This is a genomic window from Pseudoblastomonas aquimaris, assembly GCF_035481675.1.
GTDB lineage: Bacteria > Pseudomonadota > Alphaproteobacteria > Sphingomonadales > Sphingomonadaceae > Alteriqipengyuania_B.
On the sequence record NZ_JAYJJW010000001.1, the window covers coordinates 1,671,750 to 1,691,163 of the forward strand.

Annotated in this window: 15 protein-coding genes; 2 read left to right on the top strand and 13 right to left on the bottom strand. The window is 66.9% G+C overall.

Features of this window, described 5'->3' with window-relative positions:
* Positions 1-6 precede the first annotated feature (6 nt).
* The 8 genes from VCJ71_RS08350 to VCJ71_RS08385 form a co-directional block, all read right to left on the bottom strand.
* Positions 7-714 carry an endonuclease III domain-containing protein gene (locus VCJ71_RS08350; RefSeq protein WP_324640437.1) on the bottom strand — a complete coding sequence of 236 codons (708 nt, stop codon included), beginning with the start codon at positions 712-714 and terminating at the stop codon, positions 7-9.
* Between the two features lie 44 nt (positions 715-758).
* A complete protein-coding gene (locus VCJ71_RS08355) occupies positions 759-1,703 on the bottom strand; it encodes a serine hydrolase domain-containing protein (RefSeq protein WP_324640439.1) in 945 nt (314 codons plus the stop codon).
* A gap of 6 nt (positions 1,704-1,709) precedes the next feature.
* The gene (gene guaA / locus VCJ71_RS08360; protein WP_324640440.1) at positions 1,710-3,284 is read right to left on the bottom strand and encodes a glutamine-hydrolyzing GMP synthase; all 1,575 of its coding nucleotides are present in this window, start codon (positions 3,282-3,284) and stop codon (positions 1,710-1,712) included.
* Positions 3,285-3,356: 72 nt separating this feature from the next.
* A complete protein-coding gene (locus tag VCJ71_RS08365) occupies positions 3,357-4,979 on the bottom strand; it encodes a tetratricopeptide repeat protein (RefSeq protein ID WP_324640442.1) in 1,623 nt (540 codons plus the stop codon).
* A gap of 156 nt (positions 4,980-5,135) precedes the next feature.
* Positions 5,136-5,807 carry a PEP-CTERM sorting domain-containing protein gene (locus VCJ71_RS08370; protein WP_324640444.1) on the bottom strand — a complete coding sequence of 224 codons (672 nt, stop codon included), beginning with the start codon at positions 5,805-5,807 and terminating at the stop codon, positions 5,136-5,138.
* A 419-nt stretch (positions 5,808-6,226) separates the two neighbouring features.
* The gene (locus tag VCJ71_RS08375) at positions 6,227-7,765 is read right to left on the bottom strand and encodes a class I adenylate-forming enzyme family protein (RefSeq protein WP_324640446.1); all 1,539 of its coding nucleotides are present in this window, start codon (positions 7,763-7,765) and stop codon (positions 6,227-6,229) included.
* A gap of 33 nt (positions 7,766-7,798) precedes the next feature.
* Entirely contained in the window at positions 7,799-8,503 is a 705-nt protein-coding gene (locus VCJ71_RS08380) for a ZIP family metal transporter (RefSeq protein ID WP_324640448.1), read from the bottom strand.
* On the bottom strand, positions 8,497-9,879 hold the full coding sequence (locus VCJ71_RS08385; RefSeq protein WP_324640449.1) for an L-serine ammonia-lyase: 1,383 nt from the start codon (positions 9,877-9,879) through the stop codon (positions 8,497-8,499). Before VCJ71_RS08385 ends, VCJ71_RS08380 begins: the two co-directional genes overlap by 7 nt.
* A 138-nt stretch (positions 9,880-10,017) precedes the next feature.
* Between VCJ71_RS08385 and gyrB the strand changes: the two genes are divergently transcribed.
* Positions 10,018-12,558, top strand: a complete 2,541-nt coding sequence (gene gyrB / locus VCJ71_RS08390; RefSeq protein ID WP_324640451.1) for a DNA topoisomerase (ATP-hydrolyzing) subunit B — start codon at positions 10,018-10,020, stop codon at positions 12,556-12,558.
* Positions 12,559-12,616: 58 nt separating this feature from the next.
* Here the strand turns inward: gyrB and VCJ71_RS08395 are convergent, their stop codons facing one another.
* The gene (locus tag VCJ71_RS08395; protein ID WP_324640452.1) at positions 12,617-13,282 is read right to left on the bottom strand and encodes a hypothetical protein; all 666 of its coding nucleotides are present in this window, start codon (positions 13,280-13,282) and stop codon (positions 12,617-12,619) included.
* A 192-nt stretch (positions 13,283-13,474) separates the two neighbouring features.
* On the opposite strand from VCJ71_RS08395, the gene VCJ71_RS08400 reads away from it, so the two are divergent.
* On the top strand, positions 13,475-15,262 hold the full coding sequence (locus VCJ71_RS08400; RefSeq protein ID WP_324640453.1) for a PAS domain-containing hybrid sensor histidine kinase/response regulator: 1,788 nt from the start codon (positions 13,475-13,477) through the stop codon (positions 15,260-15,262).
* An 18-nt stretch (positions 15,263-15,280) separates the two neighbouring features.
* On the opposite strand, the gene VCJ71_RS08405 is transcribed toward VCJ71_RS08400, so the two are convergent.
* The 4 genes from VCJ71_RS08405 to VCJ71_RS08420 all read right to left on the bottom strand — a co-directional run bounded on the left by VCJ71_RS08405 (position 15,281) and on the right by VCJ71_RS08420 (position 19,345).
* Positions 15,281-15,904 carry a 1-acyl-sn-glycerol-3-phosphate acyltransferase gene (locus VCJ71_RS08405; RefSeq protein ID WP_324640455.1) on the bottom strand — a complete coding sequence of 208 codons (624 nt, stop codon included), beginning with the start codon at positions 15,902-15,904 and terminating at the stop codon, positions 15,281-15,283.
* 78 nt (positions 15,905-15,982) lie between these two features.
* Entirely contained in the window at positions 15,983-16,507 is a 525-nt protein-coding gene (locus VCJ71_RS08410) for a DUF2306 domain-containing protein (RefSeq protein ID WP_324640457.1), read from the bottom strand.
* A 64-nt stretch (positions 16,508-16,571) separates the two neighbouring features.
* Entirely contained in the window at positions 16,572-18,179 is a 1,608-nt protein-coding gene (locus tag VCJ71_RS08415) for a carboxyl transferase domain-containing protein (protein WP_324640459.1), read from the bottom strand.
* Positions 18,176-19,345 carry an acyl-CoA dehydrogenase family protein gene (locus tag VCJ71_RS08420; RefSeq protein WP_324640461.1) on the bottom strand — a complete coding sequence of 390 codons (1,170 nt, stop codon included), beginning with the start codon at positions 19,343-19,345 and terminating at the stop codon, positions 18,176-18,178. The genes VCJ71_RS08415 and VCJ71_RS08420 overlap by 4 nt, the downstream gene beginning before the upstream one ends.
* Between the last annotated feature and the right edge of the window lie 69 nt (positions 19,346-19,414).

The following is a 19,414-nucleotide window of genomic DNA, read 5'->3' on the forward strand; positions in this document are numbered from 1 at the left end:
GCATGCTCAAACTGCGCGCTTGCGCCCCGTTTCGCACAGCGATTGCGCGGGGCACTTGCCGCATTGGGGGGCCGACGGGCGACACCAAGTCTGGCCCAGCTTCTTCATCAGCAGGTGATGCTCGTCGAATTCGGCGCCTGACCATTCCTCCGGCATGGCGGGCATAATCGCATCGAAGGCGCGCTTCGTGTCGGCCTTCGGAGGGACGAGGCCCATGCGCTGGAGGATACGCGTGTGATGCCCGTCGAGCACGATGGCACGGCGGTCCAGCGTGGAGGCGTTCATGATTCCTGCCGCGATCTTGCGCCCGATGCCGGGCAGCCGCTCTAGCCAGTCCATCGCCGCACCGGTTTCCAATTCCGCAAGGTGCGACAGGTCGACCGCGCCGCGCTGTTCGACCAAAGCGGACAGGCTCGCCTTCAAGCGCTCGGCGGCAATGGCGGGATAGGTCTGGGTGGAGAGCTCGGCCTGCAACTCCTCGAGCGGCGCCTGCGCCACCGCCTCCCAGCTGCCCCACCGCGCCAGCAGCCGGTCGGTCGCAGCATTCGACACCGGGGACTTCGTCCGCGCCCCGATGACGCCCTGCACCAGCACCCACTCCGGCCGCCGCCACTCCGCCGCCGCCCGCTCGATCCGCCCGAAGCGCTGTACAAGCAACGCCTGCAGGCGGCGCAGCACGTCAGTGCGCGGATCGGGGCCGAGGGGGAGTTGCACCGGTACGATGTGGCGGCGGCATCCGCCATCGACAAGACCGAGGCCTATCGGGCTTCCAGCCAAGCCTCGCGTGCGGCGTCGAGTGTGGCGGTGTCGTCGGCGGCGGTCATGGCCGCGAAACCGGTGTCGCTGGCCGGGTCGTAGGTGACGAGGGACTTGTAGGCGCCGTTGCTGCCGCTCTGCCAGCTCATCCACGTGCCGCCTTGCCCGGCCGGGTCGGCGTAGCGCCCGCCGAGCGTATAGCCTTCTTCGGGCGTGGTCACGGTGGTCAGGGCGGCGAGAGAGCTGGCCGACAAGCCGCCCCAATGTGGGAAGCGCGCGAGGGCGATGAGGTCCGTGGGCGTTGTCGCGAGACCCCCGGCGCAGGTGAGGAATGCCGGGATCGGTGTGCTTTCTTCCACCGGGGCCTGCGCATCCGCGCCGATGGTGCCTGTAAAGATGCGGCTGCTGCCCATGCCCGCCGGCCGCAGCACCAGATCCTCCACGACATCGCCGACCGGGCGCCCGGTTTTCGCCTCGATCACGGCTTGCACCACGATCCAGTTGACGAGGTCGTAGGACCATTCGCTGCCCGGCACGAATGCCGGTTCGCCGGCGGCAAAGGCGCGGATGGCGGCCACTGCGTCGGGCGTCGCAAACACGGTTTCGGGGTCGGACTGGAATGCGGGAATGAGCCCGTCGGCGAGGCCGCTGCGGCTCTGGAGCACCTGTCGCAAGGTGACGGGCGCAATCGGCGTATCGGCGAATGCGGGCAGCAGCGCGCCCAGCGTGGCATCGATGTCTAGCGTGCCGCGATCGTGCAGCCGCAGTGTCGCCAGCGTGCAGGCGAACTTGGTGATCGACCCCGCTTCGAATAGCGCACCGTCGCGATAGCCGCCTTCGACGCCGCGTTCGATCCGCCCGTCTGCGCCGAGCTCCGCGTAGGCGAACGGGACCTCCTGCGCCGCAGACGCGCTCGCGCTCAGGGAAAGGGCGATGGCGAGCGACACGTCAGACTATTCCCACTCGATCGTGCCCGGCGGCTTGCTGGTATAGTCGTAGACCACGCGGTTCACGCCCTGCACCTCGTTGACGATGCGGGTCGCGCAGCCGGTCAGGAAGGCCGCGTCGAAGGGATAGACGTCCGCCGTCATGCCGTCGGTGCTGGTCACGGCGCGAAGGCCGCACACGCTGTCATAGGTGCGCGCGTCGCCCATCACGCCCACGGTCTTCACCGGCAGCAGCACGGCAAAGGCCTGCCAGATCGCGTCGTAGAGGCCCGCATTGCGGATTTCTTCGAGATAGATCGCGTCCGCCTTTCGCAGGATGTCGCAGCGTTCCTTCGTCACTTCGCCCGGGATGCGGATGGCAAGCCCGGGGCCGGGGAACGGGTGGCGGCCGACGAACTGGTCGTTGAGGCCCAGCTCGCGGCCCAGTTCGCGGACCTCGTCCTTGAACAGTTCGCGCAAGGGTTCGACCAGCTTCATGTTCATGCGTTCGGGCAGGCCGCCGACATTGTGGTGGCTCTTGATCGTCACGCTCGGCCCGCCGGTGAAACTGACGCTCTCGATCACGTCGGGGTAGAGCGTCCCTTGCGCGAGGAAGTCCGCGCCGCCGAGCTTCTTCGCTTCTTCCTCGAACACGGCGATGAATTCGCCGCCGATGAACTTGCGCTTCCTTTCCGGGTCGGTGACGCCTTCGAGGCCAGCCATGAAGCGTTCCTCCGCGTCCACCACCACCAGCGGGATGTTGTAATGGTCGCGGAACAGGGTCTCGACCTGCTCGCGCTCGTTGAGGCGCAGGAGGCCGTGGTCGACGAAAACGCAGGTGAGCTGGTCGCCGATCGCCTCGTGGATCAGGATGGCGGCAACCGAGCTGTCGACCCCGCCGGAAAGGCCGCAGATGACCTTGCCGTCCCCCACCTGATCGCGGATTTCGCGGACCTTGGTGTCGCGATAGGCGGCCATCGTCCAGTCGCCCGCCAAGCCGCAGACCTTGTGCACGAAATTGGCGAGCAGCTTGCCGCCGTCGGGCGTGTGGACCACCTCCGGGTGGAACTGCGTGCCGTAGAACTGCCGTGCCTCGTCCGCGATCACGGCAAAGGGCGCGCCGTCGCTGGTGGCGACGATCTCGAAACCGGGTGCGAATTGCGTGACCTTGTCGCCGTGGCTCATCCACACCTGGTGGCGCTCGCCTTCGGCCCACAGGCCGTCGAACAGGGCGCAGGACTTCGTAACGGTCAGGAAGGCGCGGCCGAATTCGCCGCCTTCGCCGGTTTCGTGGCCCGGCCGCACTTCGCCGCCCAATTGGTGGCTCATCACCTGCTGGCCGTAACAGATGCCGAGGATCGGGACGCCCGCCTCGAACAGCACCTCCGGCGCGCGGGGGCTGCCATCGTCGGGCACGCTGGCCGGCGAGCCCGACAGGATGATGCCCTTGGGCTGCATCCGCTCGAACGCTTCTTCGGCCATGCTGAACGGCGCGATTTCGGAATAGACCCCGGCCTCGCGCACACGGCGGGCGATGAGCTGGGTCACCTGGCTGCCGAAGTCGACGATCAGGACGGAATCGGGGAGATGGTCGTGCTGCATGGGCGCACTTACGCGGGGCCGCGCGCGCTTGTCCAGCACGCGGCCCGGTGCACCGGCAGGGTTATCCCGAAGCTAGAGCCGGGCGAGCAGGCGGTCGAATTCGGCGCGTTGCTGCGGCGCGGCGAATTCGCGGATATCGGCGATCAGCCGTTTCGCCTCGGCGCGCTGGCCGTTCTCCGCCAGCGCGTTGGCGAGGTGCCAGCGGATCTGCAGGTTGCCCGGCACGGCATTGCTGGCGGACCGGATCAGCGAAAGCGCGCGCGCCTTGTTGCCGCCAGCGCGCAGCATCGTCCAGCCGAGCGTGTCCTGCACCTGCGGATCGTCGGGCGTGAGGGCATGGGCCCGCTGGGCAAGCGAGAATGCCTCCCCCTTGCGCCCCAGCCGGTCGAGCGCGACCGCGGCGTTGTTGAGCACCAGCGGGTCGCCGTCACCGCCGCGGGCGCGCAGCGTGTCGTACTGCGATGCGGCCTTCTCATTCTCGCCGTTGGAGAGCGCGCGGTCGGCGGTGCGCAGCAGGGCGACATATTCACCGTCACGCTGGAGCGCGCGGCGCGCCTTGTAAGGGTTGTCGGCGCCGGTCGAATCGGCCAGCCGCGATGCCAGCGCGAGCGCCTGAGGACTGGCGGTGGCGCGATCGGCAATCGGGCGGATGGTCGCAAACGCCTCTGCCTTCTCGCCAGTCGCGTCGAAAGACTGGGCGAGCACGGTGCTGGCCTGCGCATGGCCGGGATAGGCTTTCAGCACTTCGCGCAAATGGGCGATGGCCTGCTGGTGCAGCCCGTCGAGATGGGCGACCTCGCCCATTAGCAGCCGGCCTTCGGGCAGCTCCGCCAGCAGGCGCTCGTTCTGGCGCAGCGTGGCGCGGACCGGGTCGAGCTTGCCGTCCGCAAAGTCGAGCTTGGCCTGCAGCAGCACGGCGAGCGGATGGCCCGGAGCGCGGGCCAGCACGTCGTCCAGCAGCTTGCGCGCCGCCTCTCCTTCGCCGCGGTCGGCCTCTGTAGCGGCGAGCGCGAACAGGGCATCGAGACTGGAAGGGTTGTGCTCAACGGCGCGGGCATAGAATTCGCGCGCACCGGCGTAATCCTGGCGCATCACGCGCAATTGCCCGGCGAGCATCAGCGCATCGAGCGCCTCGCCATCCGCGGCCAGCGCACGCGCGGAATAATCCTTCGCCAGCGACAGCTTGCGTTCGGCCAGCGCCAGCGCGCCGCGCAGGGCGAGGAGGCGCGCGTCGCCGGGATGGGCGGCGATGCCGGCTTCTAGACGCGCGATCCCTTCGGCGGGCCGGTCGAGCTGCATCAGCGCGAGCGTCGCAATCCGTGCCGCTTCCGGACCATCGCCTTCCTCGGCATGGCGCAATGCCTCGTCGAATTTCTGCTCTGCCAGCGCCGCTTCGCCCAGCAGCAGCGGCTTTTCCGCCGCATAGGGCCCGTCCGCCGCCAGTTTCGAAATGGCGTAGCGCGCGGATACCCCGTCGCCGAGGGCGAGCAGCGTCTTGGCGTTGAGATAGAGCGCGCGCTGGTCGTCCGGCGTTTCCTTCAGCGCCTTGGCGAGCTCCAGCCGCGCGGCGTGGTAGTCGCGCTCCGCGAACGCCTCTTCGGCGTTGGCGAGCGGATCGCCTCCGCCGAGGCCGCAGGCGGCGGTGGCCAGCAGCAGGCCTGGAGCGATTATGCGGGCGAATGCGAAAGTCTTCATGGCGCCGGTGCGTAACGCAAAAAGCCTAATGCCCGCCTAACCATCGCGGGCGACGCCGGGCGGGGCGGAATTGCAGGCCGCAAACGCAAACCGGGCGGGGATCGCTCCCCGCCCGGCCTGTGATGTGTTCCGGGTACCGAGTCCGAAACCGATCGCTTAGGCGGCAGCGACCTTGCGGCGACGCTTGCTGCCGGCCCACAGGCCCATCAGACCAAGACCGAAGAGGGCGACACCGCCGGGAGCGGGAACTTCGGTCGGGCGCTTCGTCAGGTCGAAATTGATGTCCCAGTGCGGCAGCTGATAGCCCCACGGGTGAAGGACGTTGAGCCACGCCGAACCGCCGAAATCGCCCGTCTTGTCGTTGGCGCCGTCACCGAACTGGAAAGTCGTGTTGCCGGCCAGCGGGTCGTGCGGGTTCAGCGTGTAGGTCTTGTTGCCGATCTTGATCGTGCCGGCTGCGCTGGTGAAGAAGTCCTGCGTCGCGGCGTCATAGGCGCCACCGCCGGCCTTGTAGTCGAAGCCGCTGTTCAGCGCATCGAGATAGCCCGAAAGCGACAGGTCGAGGATCGCGGTTTCACCCAGGCTGTTAATTGCCGTGCCGGTGAAGGTGCCGGTGCCGGCGTCCGTGTCCAGCGTGAAGGTGGTGCCGTCCTGGAACGAGAAATACTTCGCGCAGCCGCTGCGGGTGTTGTTGGTCCACAGGCCGTGCGAACAGCTGCCCGAAGTGGCGTCGCTGACATCGTAGGTGATGATGTCGGCAGCTGCGGGCATTGCGGTCATCGCCATTGCGGCGGCACCGGCCAGTGCGGTCAGTTTGAATGTTTTCATGGTACTTCCCCTGTCTTCCGTCCTGTGCCGCAGATCTGCCCTCAGCGGCGGTTACAGCAATGGTTAAGCACGGCGCGTGCCAGATTGCGGAAAACCGCGGATTTCCGGGGTTTGTCACGGTTAACGGGCGGAAGCAGGCGCAAATGAGGTTAGCGGGTTGTAAACCGTTCCGACACCGCAGGCCGCCTTGAATGTTGCGTTTCTTGCAACGGATAATGCAGTTATCGCGTTTGTATGGTGCGCTGCAGCGAACTAGATGGGGGCAACTCCAGCGCACCGCGGCTCGCCGCAGCGACACCGGCCACTCTCTCCCCCTAGGGCCCGTGTCCCCGGCACCCCTCTCCCCCAGCCGGCGGGGCGCTACCCAAGGAGATGCGGCGGCACCCGTCCCGGTGCCGCCGCCATACCTTCCAGCCAGCTCAATCCTGCAGCCGCTTCGCTTCCTCGCGCAGTTCGGTCTTCAGCAGCTTGCCGATATGGCTGCGCGGCATCGCGTCGATGGCATGGAGCGCGGAAAGCCGCTGGGTCTTGCCCAGCCGCGCATTGACCGCATCCAGCACTGCCTGCGCGTCCCCGCCCTGTTCCAGCACCGCGAAGCCCACCGGCGTTTCGCCCCAGCGTTCGCTCTCGATGCCGACCACCGCTGCCTCGATGACGGCGTCCTCGCGCTCGAGTTCGGCCTCGAGGTCGCTGGGATAGATATTGAAGCCGCCGGAGATGATCATGTCCTTCGCGCGTCCCACCAGCTCCACGAAACCGTCCGCATCGACGCGGCCGATATCGCCCATGCGCTGCCACGTTTCGCCGGTGGCGGGATCGGTCCAGTATGCTTCGGCCGTGGCTTCCGGCCTGCCGCGATAGCCCGACATCATCGTGTGCGACCGGCCGACGAGGTTGCCGGGCGTGCCGGGCGGGACGGGATTGTCCGCTTCGTCGAGCACCTTCAGTTCGCTTCCCGGGGCCGGCCTGCCGACAGTGTGGAGCTTGTCCGGGAATTCGTGGCACGGTAGCAGGCAGACCACCCCGCCTTCGGTCATGGAATAGATCTCGATCAGCCCGCCCGGCATCCGGCGCAGCACCTGCGCCTTCAGTTCGGCGGAGAACGGCGCGCTGGTGCAGTACTTGATGCGCAGGGCGGACAGGTCGGCCCGGTCGAAGTCCGGCTCTGCCAGCAGGCGGCTGTACTGGACCGGCACCAGCATTGCGATGGTCGTGCGATCCGCCTGCGCATGGGCGAGCCAGCGCGCCGCGTCGAACTTGCCCATGATCCGCACCGTGCCGCCCGCGAGCAACACGGGCAGGAAGCCGACCATGGTGGTGTTCGAATAAAGCGGCGTGGACGCGAGCGAGCGCACCGCGATCCCCGCGCCCAGATAGGATGCCGCGGTCGGCGCGAATTGCCGCCAGCGCATGGCGTGCGAGTGGACGATGCCCTTCGGCGTCCCCGTGGTCCCGCTGGAATAGATGATGTTGAACGGATCGCCCGGCTCGGGCGCGAAGGGCTGCGCATACATGCCTTGCGGGGCCATCCAGTCGTCCAGCCCTTCGCCCAGCACGATACGCTCGCAGTCGCCGCCGAACGCCTCGCCCAGCTCTGCCAGCTTGCCCCGGTCGATGAAGAGGTGCCGCGCGCCGCTGTCGGCGAGCATGGCGGCAAGCTGCGCAGGCGAGGCGCTGGTGGTCAGCGGCGCGGCGACCCCGCCCGCACGCACGGCAGCAAGGAAGACCAGCGCATAGGCGATGGACGACGTGCCGAGGATCGCGACCGCCTGCCCCCGCTCAAGCCCGCTGTCCTGCAACCGGGCGGCGATCCGCTCGACCCGGTCGGCAAGGTCGCGCCACGATAGATCCCCGCCATGGTCGCGCAGGGCGGTATCCTCTCCCTGCGCGGCAGCGATCGAGGCGATTGCGGCGGGGAAACTGCCGAAAGGCGCGGAAAGATCGACGGGATGCGGCATGCGGTGCCAGACTACCGATCGCCCGCCGGGTGTCTAGCCGCCGCCAAGGCTGCCGAGGCCGAAGGCGAGGATGACGCCAAGCGCGGTGGCCACGCCGGCAAGATGGCTGTCTTCGCGATAGGCCTTCGGAAAGACTTCGGTGGCAAGGCTTGCGACAACGGCCCCGGCGGCGAAGCAGCGGATGATCGCCAGCGCCTCTTCCCCGACAGTGTCGAGCGCGAGATAGCCCGCGATGGCGGCCATGGACAGGAGCAGCGCGGTCCCGGCCCACAGGCCCACGACCTTGCCCTTCGCCCGTCCGCTCTCGGCCATCTCGCGCGCGCCGCCCGCCGCTTCGGGCAGGTTCGACAGCAGGATCGACCCGGCGAGCGCCGCGACTTCCAGCCCGCCGGCCCCGATCAGCGCCACGCCGAGCGCCAGGTTCTCCGGTATTCCGTCCAGCGTGATCGCGGCGAGCAGGCCCCCGCCAGATTTCTCGCCCCATTTCTCGTCGATCAGGTAATCGCACACGGTGAACACGATGGCGCCTGCCGCCACCCCCAGCATGGCCGGGAACAGCCCGCCGCGTTCGACAGAAGGCTGGATCAGCTCGCTCGTTACGGAAAGCAGCAAGGCCCCGCCCGCAAGCGCGACGAGAAACCCTTCGAGCCGTCCGGACAGCTTGCCGTACACGCCCCACACGGCCCCGGCGATCAACGCGCCGGACACCACCAGGACGACGGCAAGGACCGTCAGCATTCGATGACGTTCACCGCCAGCCCGCCCTGGCTGGTTTCCTTGTACTTGCTCGACATGTCGATCCCCGTCTGCCGCATCGTCTCGATCACCTGGTCCAGGCTGACGCAGCTTTCCGCGCCGGTGCGATGGAGGGCGAGGCGCGCGGCGTTGACCGCCTTCACGGCGCCGATGGCATTGCGTTCGATGCACGGCACCTGCACCAGCCCGCCCACGGGATCGCAGGTCAGGCCGAGGTTGTGCTCCATGCCGATTTCCGCCGCGCTGGCGACTTGCGCCGGCGTGCCGCCCCACAGGGCCGCGAGGCCGCCCGCCGCCATCGAACAGGCGACGCCCACTTCGCCCTGGCAGCCCATTTCGGCGCCCGAAATGCTGGCGCGCTGCTTGTAAAGCAGGCCGATCGCGCCCGCGGTCAACAAGAACTTGCGGCGGCTGTCGCGGCAGGCGCGGTCCTCCCCATCCTTGCAATAGAAGCGCATCACCGCCGGGATGATGCCCGCCGCACCGTTGGTGGGCGCGGTCACCACACGGCCCCCGGCGGCATTCTCCTCGTTCACCGCCATGGCGAAGCAATTGAGCCAATCGAACAATTGCTCGCGTTCGTTGGAAAGCGGGTTGGCGGACAGGTTTTCCCACATGTCGGGCGCACGGCGCGCGACTTTCAGGCCGCCCGGCAGCGTGCCGCGCTGGGTCAACCCGCGCTCAATGCACTGGTCCATCGCCTCGGCAATCCGGTCGAGCCCGGCCATCGTGCGCGCCCGGTCGCGCCGCGCATCCTCGTTGGCGAGCACGATCTCGCAGATCGGCCGGTCGTGGCTGTCGCACAGGGCGAGGAGGTCGGCGGCGGAGGTGAATTCGTACGGGGTGGGTTCGCTTTCCACCCGGTCGTCGGTCGGCTTGGTGCGCAGCTGCTTCTCGCTCGCCACGAAACCGCCGCCGGTGGAATAATAGGTCCGTTCCAGCAATACCGCGCCGCCCGCGCCATGCGCGGCCAGCTTCATGCCGTTGGGGTGGAGATCGGGGATGATGTGCCCGGCAAGGTCGATGTCGCGGCGCGGGTCGAAGCGAAGCGCACATTCGCCGCCCAGGACCAGCTCGCCGCCGGCCGCGAGGGCTTCCAGCGCCGCCTCCCCCTCGTCCGGGTCGAGCCGATCTGGCCGGTGGCCCATCAGGCCCAGCATAGCCGCCTTGAGCGTGCCGTGCCCTTCCCCCGTCAGCGCCAGCGAGCCCTGCAATTCAACCGTGACCCGGGCAATGTCCGCGCATCTCTTCGAACGCAGCGCGGCCGCGGCAAACATGCGCGCGATGCGCATCGGGCCGACCGTATGGCTGCTGGAAGGGCCGATCCCGATGCGGAAGATGTCGAGCACGGAAAGCATGGCCGCAGCGATGCGCGCAGGCCCCCATGCGGTCAAGTGGTTTCAAATGTAACCGATGGCCGCGCCGGCCCCTTCAAGCTGTGGGCAAAAGGCGCAGTTTGCTTTGGTAATCCGCCCCGCAGCGCCTATATAATCGGCATGGACGAGAACAGCGAAAAGACGGGCGAAAACGCCCGCAATTCCAACAGCTACGGCGCCGATTCCATCAAGGTCCTGAAGGGCCTCGATGCCGTGCGCAAGCGGCCCGGCATGTATATCGGCGATACGGACGACGGATCAGGCCTGCACCACATGGTCTTCGAAGTCTCCGACAACGCCATCGACGAGGCGCTGGCCGGGCACTGCGACCTGGTGCTGATCGAACTCAACGCCGACGGCAGCGTCAGCGTGGAGGACAACGGCCGCGGCATCCCGGTGGATATGCACAAGGAAGAAGGCGTCTCCGCGGCGGAGGTCATCATGACCCAGCTGCACGCCGGCGGAAAGTTCGAGAATACGAGCGACGACAACGCCTACAAGGTGTCCGGCGGCCTCCACGGGGTCGGCGTGTCGGTGGTAAACGCGCTGTCCGAATGGCTGGAGCTGGTCATCTGGCGTGACGGCAAGGTCCACGAAATGCGTTTCGAGCATGGCGAGGCGGTGAAATCGCTCGAAGTCACGGGCGATGCACCCCCGGTGGCGAGCAACGGCGACGATAACGGCCTGAAGAAGGGCACCCGCGTCACCTTCATGCCCAGCACGGAGACGTTCAAGAACGTCACCACTTTCGATTTCGACAAGCTGGAGCATCGCTACCGCGAGCTTGCCTTCCTCAATTCCGGCGTGCGCATCCTGCTGCGCGACAATCGCGGCGAGGACGTGGCCGAGCACGACCTGTTCTACGAAGGCGGCATCGCGGCGTTCGTGTCCTATCTCGATCGCAACAAGCAGCCCTTGGTGCCCGATCCCATTTCGGTGAGCGCGGAGAAGGACGGCATCGGCATCGACGTCGCGCTGGAATGGAACGACAGCTACTACGAAAACGTCCTGTGCTTCACCAACAACATCCCGCAGCGTGACGGCGGCACCCACCTGGCCGCATTCCGCGCCGCGCTGACCCGCACGCTGAACAACTACGCCAGCGCCAGCGGGTTGATGAAGAAGGAAAAGGTCAGCCTGTCGGGCGAGGATATGCGCGAAGGGCTGACCGCCATCGTCTCCGTCAAGCTGCCCGATCCCAAGTTCGGCAGCCAGACGAAGGACAAGCTGGTCTCCTCCGAAGTGCGCCAGCCGCTGGAAAGCCTGATGGGCGAGAAGATGACCGAGTGGCTGGAGGAAAACCCCGCCCACGCCAAGGCCATCATCCAGAAGATCATCGATGCCGCCGCCGCGCGCGAGGCTGCGCGCCGTGCGCGCGAGATGAGCCGCAAGGGCGCGATGAGCATCGCCAGCCTGCCCGGCAAGCTGGCCGATTGCCAGAACCGCGATCCGGCGCAGTGCGAACTGTTCCTGGTGGAGGGCGATTCCGCCGGCGGCAGCGCCAAGCAGGGCCGCGACCGCAAGATTCAGGCGATCCTGCCGCTGAAGGGCAAGATCCTGAACGTGGAACGCGCAAGGTTCGACCGGATCATCGGATCGAAGGAAGTCGGCACGCTGATCCAGGCGATGGGCACGGGGCTGCGCGACGAATTTGATCTCAACAAGCTGCGCTATCACAAGATCGTGATCATGACCGACGCCGACGTCGACGGTGCGCATATCCGCACGCTGCTGCTCACCTTCTTCCATCGCCAGATGCCGGAAATCGTGAAGAACGGGCACCTGTTCATCGCCCAGCCGCCGCTGTTCAAGGTCAGCAAGGGCCGCAGCGAGGTTTACCTGAAGGACCAGGCCGCGCTGGACCGCTACCTGGTCGATGGCGGCTTGCAGGACCGCATCCTGCTGTCCGACAGCGACGAGTACAACGAGGCCGAGCTGCGCCCGATGGTCGAGCAGGCGCTGCGGATCCGCAACCTGATCGCCTTCGTACCGCGCAAGTACGATCCGGCGATCATCGAGGCGATGGCGCTGGCCGGGGCGTTCGATCCCGCAGCTTCGCGCGATGCGCGCGAGGCCGCGATGACCCGCGCCGCCGAGCGGATGCAGATGAGCGACCCCGAAGCGACATGGAGCGGGACGCTGACCGATAATGGCGCGCGGCTCGACCGGGTGTGGCGCGGCGTGACCGACGTGCATCTCATCGAAGGCAAGTTCCTCGAAAGCGCGGAGGCCCGCCGCCTCCACGGCCTCGTCGCCGGGCTGGGCGATATTTACGCCAATCCCGCAAGGCTGGTGAAGCGCGGCAGCGCCGAAGCCGAAGCGCAAGCGGCGGCCGATGCGGCCGAGGACGAGACCGACGCGGAAGCGCCCGCCTTCAAGCTCGACGGCACCATCACCCGCCCGACCGAACTGCTCGACGCGGTCCTTGCCGCCGGGCGCAAGGGCATGTCGGTGCAGCGTTATAAGGGACTGGGCGAAATGAACGCGGAACAGCTGTGGGAGACCACGCTCGATCCCGACAACCGCGCCCTGCTGCAAGTGAAGGTCGAGGATGCCGACGTGACGGACGAGATCTTCACCCGCCTGATGGGCGACGTGGTCGAACCGCGCCGCGAATTCATCCAGGATAACGCGCTGAACGTCGCCAACCTCGACGTCTGAGCGACGTACACGAACGGCGCGGCATCGCTGCCGCGCCGTTTGCAATTGACGCTGCTATTTAGCCCAGAAGCGACTTGGTCGTGTGGGGACGCTCGCTGGCAGGCGCTGCCTCCACGCGGTCGTCTACCCCGTCGCCGTCACGATCGACGCGGCGCGTCTCGGCGCGGTCATCGATACCGTCGCCGTCTCGGTCGATCTTTCCGCCGCTCACCATTTCGGCGAACAGCTTCTCGTAGTGGTTGAGCGCCTGGCGCAGGTCCTCGGTCGAGGCGTCGTGCTGGCGATCGGCAATCTCGTGGCCGGCGCGGTAATGGCGCGCCACATCGCCGTAATCGACGGTCAGGTCTTCGTATCGACGGTCGAAATCGGTCATCGGAAAGCCGCGGGTCTGCATGACATTGGTCAGCAGGCGGTCTGCGCGCAGCACCGCTTCGTTCGGGGCATCCACGAAAAGCGCCTTCGTTTCGGTCCACTCGCCGGTGAAACGCTCGCGCTCCTCCGCATCGAGCGGGCGGATGTCGAACTGGTGGACCCGCTTTTCCCGTTCGATCAGGTCGCGTTCGGCCTTGTCCGTGCTTCCGCGGTCTTCGACGGTGCGGTCGTATTCGTCGCCATACTGGTCGCGCAGGGCGTCCGTACGCTTCTTGCGCATCGCCATCCACAGGATCAGCAGCAGAACGACAACCGCCACGGCGGCGATCACGATGATTGTAGTATTGTCCATGGGTTCATCTCCCTGGTGAACCCTCCCGATTGCCTTCTAAACCCCTGACGACGCGCCCTGTTCCGCGTCCTGCACTGCATCGGACCGGTTTCGCGCGCGCCCGACTACGCAAAAGTCCGGATGGTGCGGTTTGCCATGGGCCAAAGCCCCCTCGCCTAACGCTGGTTGCGTCAGGAAACGGAGAGAAGAAACGTGGGCGAATTCATCCTGCGGTGGGACGGTGTGGTGTTGGCAGTGGCGCTGTGCGGCATGCTGGTGGCGTGGCTGCAGGGCAGCGTGCGCTTCGAGCGGCTGACGGCGGAGCAGCGCAAGGAAATGGACCGTATCGCCGCACGCGAGCGGTCGGCCAGCCTTACTCTGGCGGAGCGCAACCGCCTGCTCGAACTGACGGAGGAGATCGCCGAAATCGGCCACTGGCGGCTGGACCTGGAAAGCAACGAACTGTTCTGGTCCGACGGGATCGCCCGCATCCATGGGCTGGAGCCCGGCAAGACGCCTCCGCTGGCCGAAGCGATCGATTTCTACCACCCGGAAGACCGAGAGACCGTGGCAGCCCATGTCGAGGAAGGCCGCGCGAACGGCACGCCGTGGATTTTCCGCGCCCGCCTGATCGCCGCCGACGGCACGCACAAATATGTCGAGGCACGCGGCCAGCCGGAACTCGATCCGCAAGGCAACCCGGTCGCCCTGTTCGGCATGCTGGCCGACCGCAGCGGCGAATACCGGATGCGAAGCGAAGTGGAGGCCGAGCGCGACCGCGCCAATGAGATGAGCCGCGCCAAGGCCGCCTTCCTCTCGCGCCTCAGCCACCAGTTGCGCGAACCCGCGGCCACGGTGGTAGGCTACAGCGACATGCTGTCGCGCGAAGTGGAGGAGCCGAATCTGCTGCGCTCGCTCGCACAGGTTTCGCATAGCGCGGGCCGGATTACCGAAATCCTCGACGACGTGCTCGATCTTGCCAAGGTGGAGGCCGGCGCGATGTCGGTCGATGTCGCGCCGACCGATCTCGCTGCGCTGCTGAAGGACATCGTGGACCGGGGCTGCCAGCGCGCCCGCGAAAAGCACTTGTCGCTGTCCCTCAGGCTCGACGAGAGCGTGCCTGCCGCCATCCTGACCGACGAGCGCCGCCTGCGGCAGATCGTCGAAAACCTCATCGCCAACGCCATCACCTATACCGACAGCGGCTTCATCGTGGTGGCGGCCAAGGCCGTGGACGGGATGCTGAAGATCACCGTGCGCGATACGGGCATCGGGATCGACCCGGCCGCGCACAAGGTCATTTTCGAGGAATTCCGCCAGCTTCCGGTCAATATCGCGCGGCCAGAGGGCGGCATAGGACTGGGGCTGCCGATCGGGCGCCAGCTCGCCCGGATGCTCGGCGGGCAGCTGATGGTCGATAGCACGCCAGGCAACGGCAGCACGTTCACCCTGTCGATCCCCTGCCGGCGGAGCGAGGCCGCGCCGCGGCGGCACCGGGTGGAGCCCCCGCAAGCGCCCGCCCATCCCCCGGCCCGTTCCGCCGCCCGCCAGCCGGCGCCCTCGCCGCGGCCGGCAAGCCGGAAGGGAGCGCAGCCCGGCCGCGTCCTGCTTGCCGAGGATCACGAAATCAACCAGCTGCTGATCGGCAAGATGGGGTACGCGCTGGGCCTGGCGGTGGATGTTGCGGAAAACGGGCAAGTGGCTGTCGACATGGTGCGCGCGGCCGATGCGGCCGGCACGCCCTACGCCCTCGTCCTGATGGACTTGCAGATGCCGGTGATGACCGGTCTGGAAGCGTGCCTCGCCCTGCGCGAGGCGGGGTGGGATACCGAACGCCTGCCGATCCTGGCGATCAGCGCCAATGCCTTTCCCGACGACGTGAAGGCCTGCGCTGATGCCGGGATGCAGGGCCACATCGCCAAGCCCGTCACGCTGGAGCGGCTGGCCGCCAAGGTCAGGCCCTATGTCGAGGTTACGCCGGCTGCCGGAAAGGCGGCCTGACCTCGCGCGCAGGCGAAGTCAGCCGGCCCCGTCGATCAGCGCCTGGGCCTGCGCTTCCAGTACCTTGTAGCGATCGTAATCGGGGCGGGCATCGCGCAGGAAGCGGGCGATCTTCATCAGGTCCGCGCCGTAATCGCCGCTCGGCTCGATCGGCTCGCCGAAGCCCAGCACATGCTCCTGCGGGTTCACCCAGGTCGGCACGATCGGCACCCCGGCGGCAACCGCGATGTTGTAGAAGCCGGACCGCCATTCGCCGTTCGAATTGCGCGTCCCTTCCGGCGCGATCACCAGCGCAAGGTCGCTGCGCCGGTTGTATTCCTCGACCACCTGCTCGACCACGTTGGCGCGGCGGCTGCGGTCGATCGGCACGCCGCCCATGTCGAACATGAAATTGCGCATGATGCCCTTGAACAGCGTGTGCTTGCCCATGAAGGCGGGCTTCACCCCTTCCGCCGCTGTGGCGCCGACGAAGAACACGAAATCCCAGTTCGACGAATGCGGCGCACCGGCGATGACATATTTGTCGAGATGCGCGGGCAGGTTGCCTACGATCCGCCAGCCCTTCGCCTTGAAGATGCGCACGATGATCCAGCGCACGATGCGCGACAGCCACGACGGGCTGCGGACAGGCTTTTCGGACACGCTTCTCTCCCTACGAGGGGTGCCTAGCAGTGGAGAGCGAAGTTGCGAAGCGTCGAGGCGCGGCAATCCGCCAAGACGCTACATTGCGATCCATTGCGCGAAGAGACGATTGAACATGAAGGTGAAAAAGCCCGCCACCAGCAAGGCGCCGATAACGATGCCTCGCACGTGTCCGCGGTGGGCCAGGTGGTTGCCCGCCCGTGCGCTTGCGACAATCCGCCAGCACACGAACAACGTCAGGATGCTGAGCAAATGGATCAGGCTGAACCCGCCGTCGTTGAGGTCCCGGATGAAGAACGTGTCGATCGCAGTGGTCACCATGGCGGCGATCCAGACATAGCCCATGATCCTGTGGGCCCTGTCTCCCTTGGCGCGCAGCAACAGGACCGGCGTCAGCGCAAGGGCAATCGCCAATGTGCCGAAATGCACCGGGTAGGTGACAGGTACCAGCGCCAGCTCCGCGCGGCCCCGCCAAAGGGCGAGCGACATCGCGCCGAGCATGGCGACACAGCCAGCCGCAAGGATGTAATCCATTGCCTGCGGCACGTAGCCCCATAATTTCACGGATTTTTCGTCGGTCGCCCGCTGCGCTTTCGTCGCCATGCCGTCCCCCTCTCGATCCCGGAGAATGGCGTCACAGAACCGCGGCGTGTCGGCAAGGCCGCCACTACATCCGGAACACGCCGAATTGCGGCCGTTCGGGGATCGGCGCTTCGAGCGTGGCGGCGAAGGCGAGGCCGAGGACGTCGCGCGTCTGGACCGGATCGATCACGCCGTCGTCCCACAGGCGCGCGGTGGCGTAGTAGGGGTTGCCCTCGTCCTCGTATTTCTGGCGGATGGGCGCCTTGAATTCCTCGGCCTGTTCGTCGGTCCAGCTGTCGGCGTCGCGGTGGACGGTGGCGAGCACGCTGGCAGCCTGCTCCCCGCCCATCACCGAAATGCGCGCATTGGGCCAGGTGAACAGGAAGCGCGGGGAATAGGCGCGGCCGCACATGCCGTAATTGCCCGCCCCGAAGCTGCCGCCGATGACCACGGTGACCTTCGGTACCGTGGCGGTGGCGACCGCAGTCACCAGCTTGGCGCCATGCTTGGCGATGCCTTCCGCTTCGTATTTCCCGCCGACCATGAAGCCGGAAATGTTCTGGAGGAACAGCAGCGGGATGCGGCGCTGGCAGGCAAGCTCGATGAAATGCGCACCCTTCTGCGCGCTTTCGGAGAACAGCACGCCGTTGTTGGCGAGGATCGCCACCGGCATGCCCCAGATATGCGCGAAACCGCAGACTAGCGTGCTGCCGTAATTGGCCTTGAATTCGTGGAATTCGCTGCCGTCGACCAACCGCGCGATCACCTCGTGCACGTCGTAAGGCGCGCGGACATCGTCGGGGATCAGGGCGTAGAGATCGTCCGCGTCGAATTTGGGCGGGCGCGGATCGCGCAGGCCCACGTCCCTGGCCGCCGCATGGTTGTCGCCAAGGTGGCTGACGATATCGCGCACGATGGTGAGCGCGTGCTCGTCGTTCTCCGCCAGATGGTCGACCACGCCGGACTTTTTGGCGTGGAGGTCGCCGCCGCCGAGGTCCTCGGCGCTGATTTCCTCGCCCGTCGCTGCCTTCACAAGTGGCGGTCCGGCGAGGAAGATCGTGCCCTGGTTGCGCACGATCACCGTCTCGTCGGACATGGCAGGCACGTATGCGCCGCCCGCAGTGCAGCTGCCCATGACGCAGGCGATCTGCGGGATGCCCAGCGCGCTCATGTTCGCCTGATTGAAGAAGATGCGCCCGAAATGGTCGCGGTCCGGGAAGACCTCTGCCTGGTAGGGCAGGTTCGCCCCGCCGCTGTCGACGAGGTAGATGCACGGCAAGCGGTTGTCCTGCGCGATCTCCTGCGCGCGCAGGTGCTTCTTGACCGTCATCGGGTAATAGCTGCCGCCCTTCACCGTGGGGTCGTTGCAGGCGATCATCACCTGCCGCCCGCTGACCCGCCCGATGCCTGCAATCATGCTCGCGCCCGACACGTCGCCTTCGTACATGCCGTTCGCGGCCAGCTGCCCGATTTCGAGAAAGGGCGAGCCGGGATCGAGCAGCCGCTCCACCCGCTCGCGCGGCAGCAGCTTGCCGCGGCTGACATGGCGCTCGCGATGCTTCTCGCTGCCGCCCAGCGCAGCCTCGGCGACACGCTCGCGCAGCTCTGCGGCCAGCGCCTTGTTGTGCGCGAACCGCGCCTTGGCGTCAGGCGCTTCGCGGTCGAGGGTGGAGGTGAGGACCGGCGCGGTCATCCCGCCGCCCCGATCAATTCGCGGCCGATCAGCATGCGGCGGATCTCGTTCGTGCCCGCGCCGATGTCGAGCAGCTTCGCATCGCGCATGTACCGCTCCACCGGCCAGTCGAGCGTGTAGCCTGCGCCGCCCAGCGCCTGCACGCTTTCGGCGGCCACGCGGAACGCGTTCTCGCTCGCCAGCAAAATCGCGCCCGCCGCGTCGAAGCGGGTGGTCTTGTTCGCATCGCAGCTCTTGGACACGGCATAGGTGTAGGCGCGGGCAGATTGCAGGGCGACATACATGTCCGCCACCTTGGCCTGCATCAGCTGGAAACTGCCGAGCGGCTTGCCGAACTGGGTGCGTTCGCGAAGGTAGGGGATGACGGTGTCGAGGCATGCCTGCATCACGCCCAGTTGCAGGCCTGCAAGCACCACGCGTTCGTAATCCAGCCCGCTCATCAGCACGCCGACGCCGCCGTTTTCGGGGCCCATCACATTCTCGTCCGGCACGAAGCAATCGTCGAACACCAGCTCTGCCGTGGGGCTGCCGCGCATGCCGACCTTTTCGATCTTCTGGCCGATCGAGAAGCCTTCGAAGTCCTTTTCGATCAGGAATGTGGTGATCCCGCGGCTGCCCGCCTCCGGCGCGGTCTTGGCATAGACCACCAGCGTGTCGGCATAGGGCGCGTTGGTGATCCAGAACTTGGTGCCGTTGAGGACATAGCCGCCTTCGACCTTGTCCGCCTTCGCCTTCATCGACACGACGTCGCTGCCAGCGCTCGCTTCGCTCATGGCGAGCGAGCCGACGTGTTCGCCGCTGATGAGTTTCGGCAGGTATTTCGCCTTCTGCTCCTCGTTGCCCCAGCGCGCGATCTGGTTGACGCAGAGGTTGGAATGCGCGCCATAGGAAAGGCCGACGCTGGCACTCGCCCGGCTGACTTCTTCCACCGCGATGACGTGTTCGAGGTAGCCGAGGCCGAGGCCGCCGTCCTCCTCGCTCACGGTGATGCCGTGGAGGCCGAGCTCGCCCATCGCCGGCCACAGTTCCGCCTTGGGAAACCAGTCTTCCCGGTCGACCTTTTCCGCCAGCGGGGCGATCTGTTCGTCGGCGAAGCGGCCCACGCTGTCGCGAATCGTCTCGGCCGCTTCGCCGAGCTGGAAGTCGAAATCGGGGGTTGCGCGCATGGCTCTTTGTCTCCTCGCCAGCGCGCATAGCAACGCGCGCCCGCAACGCAAACCACGGTAAAGCGAGAC

What these genes read in the sequence shown, in the direction of transcription:
- guaA (WP_324640440.1), bottom strand. Translation starts at nt 3,284, where the DNA reads ATGCAGCACGACCATCTCCCCGATTCCGTCCTGATCGTCGACTTCGGC.
- VCJ71_RS08365 (WP_324640442.1), bottom strand. Translation starts at nt 4,979, where the DNA reads ATGAAGACTTTCGCATTCGCCCGCATAATCGCTCCAGGCCTGCTGCTG.
- VCJ71_RS08370 (WP_324640444.1), bottom strand. Translation starts at nt 5,807, where the DNA reads ATGAAAACATTCAAACTGACCGCACTGGCCGGTGCCGCCGCAATGGCG.
- VCJ71_RS08375 (WP_324640446.1), bottom strand. Translation starts at nt 7,765, where the DNA reads ATGCCGCATCCCGTCGATCTTTCCGCGCCTTTCGGCAGTTTCCCCGCC.
- VCJ71_RS08380 (WP_324640448.1), bottom strand. Translation starts at nt 8,503, where the DNA reads ATGCTGACGGTCCTTGCCGTCGTCCTGGTGGTGTCCGGCGCGTTGATC.
- VCJ71_RS08385 (WP_324640449.1), bottom strand. Translation starts at nt 9,879, where the DNA reads ATGCTTTCCGTGCTCGACATCTTCCGCATCGGGATCGGCCCTTCCAGC.
- gyrB (WP_324640451.1), top strand. Translation starts at nt 10,018, where the DNA reads ATGGACGAGAACAGCGAAAAGACGGGCGAAAACGCCCGCAATTCCAAC.
- VCJ71_RS08395 (WP_324640452.1), bottom strand. Translation starts at nt 13,282, where the DNA reads ATGGACAATACTACAATCATCGTGATCGCCGCCGTGGCGGTTGTCGTT.
- VCJ71_RS08410 (WP_324640457.1), bottom strand. Translation starts at nt 16,507, where the DNA reads ATGGCGACGAAAGCGCAGCGGGCGACCGACGAAAAATCCGTGAAATTA.
- VCJ71_RS08415 (WP_324640459.1), bottom strand. Translation starts at nt 18,179, where the DNA reads ATGACCGCGCCGGTCCTCACCTCCACCCTCGACCGCGAAGCGCCTGAC.
- VCJ71_RS08420 (WP_324640461.1), bottom strand. Translation starts at nt 19,345, where the DNA reads ATGCGCGCAACCCCCGATTTCGACTTCCAGCTCGGCGAAGCGGCCGAG.